Below are 6,709 nucleotides of genomic sequence, written 5' to 3'. Positions count from 1 at the left end.
ACCCAAGTTCAAACCGGAGCAGCCGATGAAATACAACGACCTGAGAGACTTCATAGGCCAGCTTGAAAAGCTGGGAGAGCTGAAGCGTATTTCAGTGGAAGTCGACCCCCACCTGGAAATGACCGAAATCTGCGACCGCACCCTGCGGGCAGGTGGCCCCGCGTTGTTGTTTGAGAACCCCAAAGGCTACGACATGCCCGTGTTGGCCAACCTGTTTGGTACGCCAAAACGCGTCGCCATGGGCATGGGGCAGGACAGCGTTACCGCGCTGCGGGACATTGGCAAACTGCTCGCCTTTCTGAAAGAGCCCGATCCCCCCAAAGGGTTCAAAGACGCCATCGAAAAACTGCCGCTGTTCCGGCAGGTGATGCGCATGAGTCCCAAGGTGCTGCGCTCCGCACCCTGCCAGGACGTGGTGATCGAAAAGGACCGGGTGGATCTGTACCAGATACCGGTTCAGCACTGCTGGCCAGGGGATGCCGGCCCGCTGGTGACCTGGCCGCTGGTGATAACCCGTGGGCCCCATAAGGAGCGTCAGAACCTGGGCATTTACCGGCAGCAGGTGATTGGCCGTAATCGGCTGATTATGCGCTGGCTGAGCCATCGCGGGGGTGCGCTGGATTTTCAGGAGTTCCAGAAGGCCAACCCGGGTAAACCCTATCCTGTGGCCGTCGCCCTTGGGGCGGACCCGGCGACCATCTTGGGTGCGGTGACCCCGGTGCCGGATTCGTTGTCAGAATACGCCTTTGCTGGCCTGCTTCGGGGTGGAAGAACCGAGTTGGTGCAGTGTGGCCTGAGTGATCTGCAGGTGCCTGCCAGCGCGGAGATTGTGCTGGAAGGTTTTATCTATCCGGACGATATGGCGCCGGAAGGCCCGTTCGGAGATCACACCGGTTACTACAATGAAGTGGATGAATTCCCGGTGTTCACCGTGGAGCGGGTGACGCACCGCAAGGACCCGATTTACCACAGTACCTACACTGGCCGCCCGCCCGATGAGCCTGCCATTCTGGGCGTGGCGTTGAACGAAGTCTTCATTCCCATCCTGCAGAAGCAGTTCCCCGAGATTGTGGATTTTTACCTGCCTCCTGAGGGGTGCTCCTACCGTCTTGCAGTGGTGACCATGAAGAAACAGTACCCCGGCCATGCCAAACGGGTGATGATGGGCGTATGGTCATTCTTGCGGCAGTTCATGTACACCAAGTTCGTGATAGTCACCGATGATGACGTGAACGCCCGGGACTGGAAGGATGTGATCTGGGCCATGACGACCCGCATGGATCCCTCCAGAGATACCACACTGGTTGAAAGCACTCCCATCGACTATCTGGATTTTGCTTCGCCGGTGTCCGGGCTGGGCTCGAAAATGGGGATGGACGCCACCAGCAAGTGGCCGGGCGAAACCGATCGGGAGTGGGGCACGCCCATCACCATGTCCGACGACGTCAAAAAGCGTGTGGACGACATCTGGGATAGCCTGGGGATTGAAGTTTCATCCGATCGCCCCGATTGATATGGCCAGTCGTGAAAGTCGTATTCAACTCGTACCGGCGGTATTGTCCTTTACCGCAGCCGCCGACGAGACGCTGCTCGCGGCCGCCAGCAGGGCGGGCATTGCGGTTCCCGCCGCCTGTCGCAATGGCGTGTGCGAGCTCTGTGAGGCCCGCCTGGTCAGTGGCGAGGCCCTGAATACCCGCAATCAACACACAATTCCGGTCACCGGGCGACTGATGATGTGTCGCACCCTAGCGCTCAGTGACCTTGAACTGGAGATAGACGCCGTTATGGCAGCCGGAGACAACCAGCCTCGCAAGTTCCAGGCAAAGGTGGTGGACGTTCGTTCCATCAGTCACGATGTTTACCGTGTGGAACTGCAACTGCCCCGTCGCCGGGAACTGTCGTTTCATGCCGGCCAGTACCTGTCCGTGAATCTGCCGGATGCCGACCCCTGCTATTTTTCCATCGCCAGCAGTCCGTCTGAAGACTTGATCGAGCTGCACATCCAGGCGACACCGGAGTGGGTGTCTGCTCAGAAGGTGATTGACGCACTCACCTCTGGCGGAGAGGTGACCGTTGAGCTGCCCCACGGCCGCGCCTGCCTGGCGTCCGCGCCGGACAAACCGCTGTTGTTGGTCGCCGCCGGAACCGGCTTTGCGCAAATGAAGAGCCTGGTGGACTACCTGCAGAAAACGTCTTACGACAAGCCTGTGAAATTCTACTGGGGCGTTCGCCGCCACGAGGACATGTACCTGCGATCCCTGGCCCAGCAATGGCAGGAGGAGTGGCCGCCGTTTACGTTCCTGCCCGTGGTAGGAGATGACGAAGACAACGAGTGGAGTGGCCACCACGACCAGCTGGTCCGTACGGTGCTGGCATCGGGGATGGACTGGAACAACGTGGAAGTCCACGCCAGCGGCTCGCCGACGATGGTCTATACCTTGATGGATGCGTTACTGGAGGTAGGGTTGCCGCAGGAAGCATTTTTCTCCGATGTACTGGAATACGCCCCGAGAGGTTGAGACCCGGGGCCAGGGGGCCAGCCCCTCAGGCCTTGGGCATCGGCAAATCCGGCAATCCACTATCTTTCACCAGCCCCTGCATCAACAGCTTCACACTGTTCTCGCCCTCACCCATGTGAGCATTCAGGCGACTCAGTTCGGCCATGGTTTCACGGCTGCGGCGTAATCGCAGGCTGGTCTCGAAGTATTCCCGGGCTTTGCCCCAAAGCTCATTTCGCAAGCTCAGGCGGCCAAGCGCTAACAGCAGTTCCGCATTGTTGGGCCGGTCTTTCAGCCATTGCTCGGCTACCAGCAACTGCTCATCAGGTTTCAGGCCTTTTACGCGGCCGTACAGATTGACCAGTTCATCACCCCAGTGATTGCGCAGAACTTTTCTCAGCAGGGTTTCAGCCTGGGCTTCGTCGCCCAGATCGGCAAGCAGCCGGGCATACTCGCGAATGGTGTGCTCGTCGCGGCGGAGAAACCCTGGCAACTCATCCCAAAGTTTGGTGAGCGGCTCAAGGGAAGCGGAAGGCTCGCCCGAGTGGCGGCGGCACTCCTCAGCGGCACGCTGCAGAAGGTTTTGCCAAACCAGGCGTTCCAGATCGCCCTGCTCTTCACTCTCCATGAGATTGCGCTTGCGGATTTCCGGCAACAGGCGGGAAAGCTCGCGCCAGTCTTCCAGGCGCACATAAGTGTTTTTCAGCAACTTGAGTACAAACGGATGATGGGGTGCCTGCTTGCGCAGCCGCACCAGGGTTGCCAGGGCCTGTTCCAGCCGGTTGCCTGCCAGTTGCAGTTGGGCCTGGGTGATGCCCACGGCCATGTCGGAGCCCGGGGTGCTCTCAAAGGCCTTGCGCAGCAGTTCGTCAACCGCTTCGTGATCGCCGGATTCAAACGAGGCCTGGGCCGCTGCCAGGTAGTTGATCAGTGGCGTGTCCGCATGCTCTGCTGAGGACGTGAGCAGCTTGCGGGCACGTGGCCAGTTACCCTCCGCCAGGGCCAGCAGCCCCTGAGTGGTTCGGCGCCGGGCCCGACGTTCATTGCTGCGGGCCAGCCAGCCGGCCACCATGCCGGTGCCATGGCGCAGGCGACGGAACAGGTTGATGGTCAGCACGGAGACCACCACAAGCAGCACCAGCAACGCCAGGCCAATCCAGAAATTGGTTTCAATCAGGTAGTTGCCCAGGCTGATGCGGATGTAGCCAAGGTCGTACTGCAAACCCAGGGCGAGCCCGGTGCCCAGCAGCAAGGCGACCAGGATGATCAGCAAAATGCGGATCATGATGCGTCTCCCTGTTCACCGTTACTGCCATTCTTTCCAGCCTCTCCGTTGTCCAGTCGACCGGCCAGTCGCGCCTTGAGCAATTCCAGTGAGCGGCTGATGTCTGGCAGTTCCGGATCAACGTTCTTTTGGGAGAGTTCCTCGAGGGTTTGGGAGAGCGCGATGATGCGGGTGTTGCTGCTGTCGTACCAGTTGTTGATGGCGTTGCTGGCTTTGGTCAGGGAGCGTGAGTAGAGCTGTTGATGACCGCGAAGTACGGCCAGTTCGGCTTCTTCCAGCATCAACTGCAGGTTGAGCCGCGCATAGGCACTTTGCTCCGGAGACAGGAGGGGTTTGACCGGCTCGTCGAGCCTGCGGACCACAACCACCTGAGACAGGGTTTGCTTGACCTTGTGCCATCCCTCGGCAACGAGTCCCTGCCCGGACGCATCGGCTTCCAGGTTCTCGCCACCACTGACAAATCCCGGGGCGCGATCATGAATCAGTGCGCTGTCTGTGAGTTGGTGGATACTGTCGATGGCCGCTTCCAGCTTCAGGTAGAGGCCGGTACGGTCGACATCGACAATGCCCTTGAGCGCCAGGATTTCCTTGGCCAGTTGCTGGCGAACCGGGTAAACGCCGATGTCGTCCGACTCCGCCAGAACTTCATCACCGGATTCCAGTGCTGCCAAGGCTCCGCGAATGTCCTTTTCGATCATGAGCCTCTGGTTGGCCACCCTCAGCAGATATTCCGCCTCCGCCAGCAGCCAGTCGGTACGAGTGCGGTTTCCGGCCTCCAGCAGTTCACGTGCGTTGTGGTCGATCTGCCGTTGCTGGGTCGCGATCAGTTCACGCTGTTCAGACAGCTTGTCTTCCAGCGCTTGCAGGCGACGGCTCTGCTCACTGCCGGTCTGGCCGTACATCCGGTCCAGTTGCTCAGTGTCATTTTCCAGGCTGGTGATGGACTGTTGCAGTGCCTGATAGTTGTTCCATTGCTGCCAGCTCCAAAGGGCCAGGGCAACGGCCAGGGCAAGCGCCAGTAGTGTAATGATCCAGAGGGGCCACAGTTTTTGCCGTGTTTGCTGATGCTTTTTGATCGGGGCAGGCAGTTGTGCGTTTGATTCTGTCACGGGCATCCTTACTTGGTGTTTCCGGAGCCTCCGTCCAGGCTGGCAAGTTGTCCTGCAACTGCAGCCACAATCGAGCTATCGGCAAGGCTTCCTGGTATACACGTTCGCCGGAGGCCGGCCAGACGTGCTTGTTCGGCAATCCGCTCAACGGGGACAACCAGCAAAGTGTTTTCAAGATTATGGCCGGTATTGTCACTGAGTGCGATGAGATTGTTCAATGTTTCTCCCGACAGTGTGACGATGGCCTCGGGGGAAAAGTCGTTCAACATCGCGTTGAGCGTCGCTTTATCATAGTCGGGACAGAAGCGACGATAAAGGGGCAGAACGGTGACCCGCGCACCTCTGCGTTCCAGGGTCTGCGGGATCAGTTCCCGGCCTTCCTGTCCCCGCACCACCAGAACCTTCTCGTGGTTCAGTGTGGCCAGCTCCGGCAACTGTAGCAAATCTTCGCTGGTGTGGCCGGTTTCCGGTTGCCGCGTTTCCAGGCCGTAGTTGCTCAGCACCGTGGCGGTTCCGGCTCCGACGCCGTACCAGTGAATGCCGGTGGGTGTCTGGGGCCACCATTCGTCCAGCCAGTCCAGCAACAGGGCGGCGGCGTAGGGGCTGACGGCAATAACGTGGGCAAATTCGTCCAGATTGAGGATCAGCGTGCGGGTTGCGGGGTCTTCCGGGAGCGGCTCGCGGGCAATAAGTGGCATGACCCGCGCATCAGCGCCGGCATCGCAAAAGCGCGAGGCCAGCCGGTCGGCTTCCGGTTGTGGCCGGCAGACGAGTATCCGCCGGCCCTTGAGGGGTAGCGAGTCAGGTTGGGGTGTGGCCATAGATGTCAGCCAGTACCTTGTCTGCACCCAATGCGAGCAGATCTTCCGCCAGTTCGCGCCCAAGGCGTTCGCCTTCGCTGCGGGGCGCGCGGCCTTCAACGCGGAACACCTGAGTGCCGTCGACGGCCCCCACGAGCCCCCGAAGCCAAAGCATGTCATTGTCTTCCAGCAACGCATAGGCCGCTATGGGTACCTGGCAGCCGCCCTGCAGACGCCGGTTCAGCGCCCGTTCCGCCTTCACGCGGTCCGAGCTGTCGCGATGATCCAGGGGCTCCAGCATGGCGATCAGTTCGGCATCATCGAGGCGGCACTCGATGCCGAGCGCACCCTGGCCCACAGCAGGCAGCGATATGCTGTCTGGCAGGCAGTAGCGGATGCGGTCGTGGAAACCAAGACGTTTGAGCCCGGAGCTGGCCAGGACGATCGCCTGATAGTCGCCGGCGTCCAGCTTTGCCAGGCGGGTGTTGACGTTGCCACGCAAAGTGCGGATTTCCAGGTCGGGCCGGTAGGCGCGCAACTGGGCTTCCCGGCGCAGGCTGGCAGTGCCGACCACGGCGCCGTGGGGCAGGGCGTTCACGTTGTCGTAGTCATTGCTGACGAACGCATCGGTGGGATCTTCACGCTCACAGATGGCGACCAGCCCCAACCCTTCCGGAAATTCCATGGGCACATCTTTCATGGAATGCACCGCCAGGTCGGCGCTGCCCGCCAGCATGGCCTCTTCCAGTTCCTTGACGAACAGTCCCTTGCCGCCAATTTTGGCCAGCGGCACATCCAGGATCTTGTCGCCCTGGGTTTTGATCTTGACCAGTTCCACAGTCACGTTGTCGTGGAGCCGTTCCAGTTCAGACTTGATAAATTCCGCCTGCCACAACGCCAGTGCGCTGCTGCGGGTTGCGATGCGAAGGGTTCGTTTTGACATGGTGTTCGTTGCCGGATCTGAAAAATGGTACGCCAAGGGTACTCTTTGTGAGGTCAATTGTGGAGCCGAATGTT

At 60.2% G+C, this 6,709-nt stretch carries 6 protein-coding genes; 2 read left to right on the top strand and 4 right to left on the bottom strand.

Annotated elements, in window-relative coordinates; translation table 11 throughout:
- Positions 1-25 precede the first annotated feature (25 nt).
- Both ubiD and MDG893_RS13325 read left to right on the top strand, forming a co-directional pair.
- Entirely contained in the window at positions 26-1,513 is a 1,488-nt protein-coding gene (gene ubiD, locus MDG893_RS13330; RefSeq protein WP_040474596.1) for a 4-hydroxy-3-polyprenylbenzoate decarboxylase, read from the top strand.
- A gap of 1 nt (position 1,514) precedes the next feature.
- Positions 1,515-2,519, top strand: coding sequence for a 2Fe-2S iron-sulfur cluster-binding protein (locus MDG893_RS13325; protein WP_007154317.1), 1,005 nt, complete (start codon positions 1,515-1,517; stop codon positions 2,517-2,519).
- A 25-nt stretch (positions 2,520-2,544) separates the two neighbouring features.
- Here MDG893_RS13325 and MDG893_RS13320 read toward each other — a convergent pair whose 3' ends face one another.
- From MDG893_RS13320 to hemC, 4 genes are read right to left on the bottom strand one after another with little or no spacing between them, the layout of a single operon-like run.
- Positions 2,545-3,783 carry a heme biosynthesis HemY N-terminal domain-containing protein gene (locus tag MDG893_RS13320; RefSeq protein WP_007154316.1) on the bottom strand — a complete coding sequence of 413 codons (1,239 nt, stop codon included), beginning with the start codon at positions 3,781-3,783 and terminating at the stop codon, positions 2,545-2,547.
- A complete protein-coding gene (locus MDG893_RS13315) occupies positions 3,780-4,898 on the bottom strand; it encodes a uroporphyrinogen-III C-methyltransferase (RefSeq protein WP_007154315.1) in 1,119 nt (372 codons plus the stop codon). Before MDG893_RS13315 ends, MDG893_RS13320 begins: the two co-directional genes overlap by 4 nt.
- Before the next feature lie 2 nt (positions 4,899-4,900).
- Positions 4,901-5,713 carry a uroporphyrinogen-III synthase gene (locus MDG893_RS13310; RefSeq protein WP_007154314.1) on the bottom strand — a complete coding sequence of 271 codons (813 nt, stop codon included), beginning with the start codon at positions 5,711-5,713 and terminating at the stop codon, positions 4,901-4,903.
- Positions 5,694-6,635 (bottom strand): hydroxymethylbilane synthase, encoded by a 942-nt coding sequence (gene hemC / locus MDG893_RS13305; RefSeq protein WP_007154313.1) that lies wholly within the window; start codon positions 6,633-6,635, stop codon positions 5,694-5,696. The genes MDG893_RS13310 and hemC overlap by 20 nt, the downstream gene beginning before the upstream one ends.
- Between the last annotated feature and the right edge of the window lie 74 nt (positions 6,636-6,709).

The organism is Marinobacter algicola DG893, assembly GCF_000170835.1.
Lineage (GTDB): Bacteria > Pseudomonadota > Gammaproteobacteria > Pseudomonadales > Oleiphilaceae > Marinobacter > Marinobacter algicola.
Note: the sequence above shows the minus strand (reverse complement) of the source record. Positions and strands in the feature narration are given on the sequence as shown.

Coding starts and splice junctions, on each gene's coding strand:
- ubiD (WP_040474596.1), top strand. CDS start 26: ATGAAATACAACGACCTGAGAGACTTCATAGGCCAGCTTGAAAAGCTG.
- MDG893_RS13325 (WP_007154317.1), top strand. CDS start 1,515: ATGGCCAGTCGTGAAAGTCGTATTCAACTCGTACCGGCGGTATTGTCC.
- MDG893_RS13320 (WP_007154316.1), bottom strand. CDS start 3,783: ATGATCCGCATTTTGCTGATCATCCTGGTCGCCTTGCTGCTGGGCACC.
- MDG893_RS13315 (WP_007154315.1), bottom strand. CDS start 4,898: ATGCCCGTGACAGAATCAAACGCACAACTGCCTGCCCCGATCAAAAAG.
- MDG893_RS13310 (WP_007154314.1), bottom strand. CDS start 5,713: ATGGCCACACCCCAACCTGACTCGCTACCCCTCAAGGGCCGGCGGATA.
- hemC (WP_007154313.1), bottom strand. CDS start 6,635: ATGTCAAAACGAACCCTTCGCATCGCAACCCGCAGCAGCGCACTGGCG.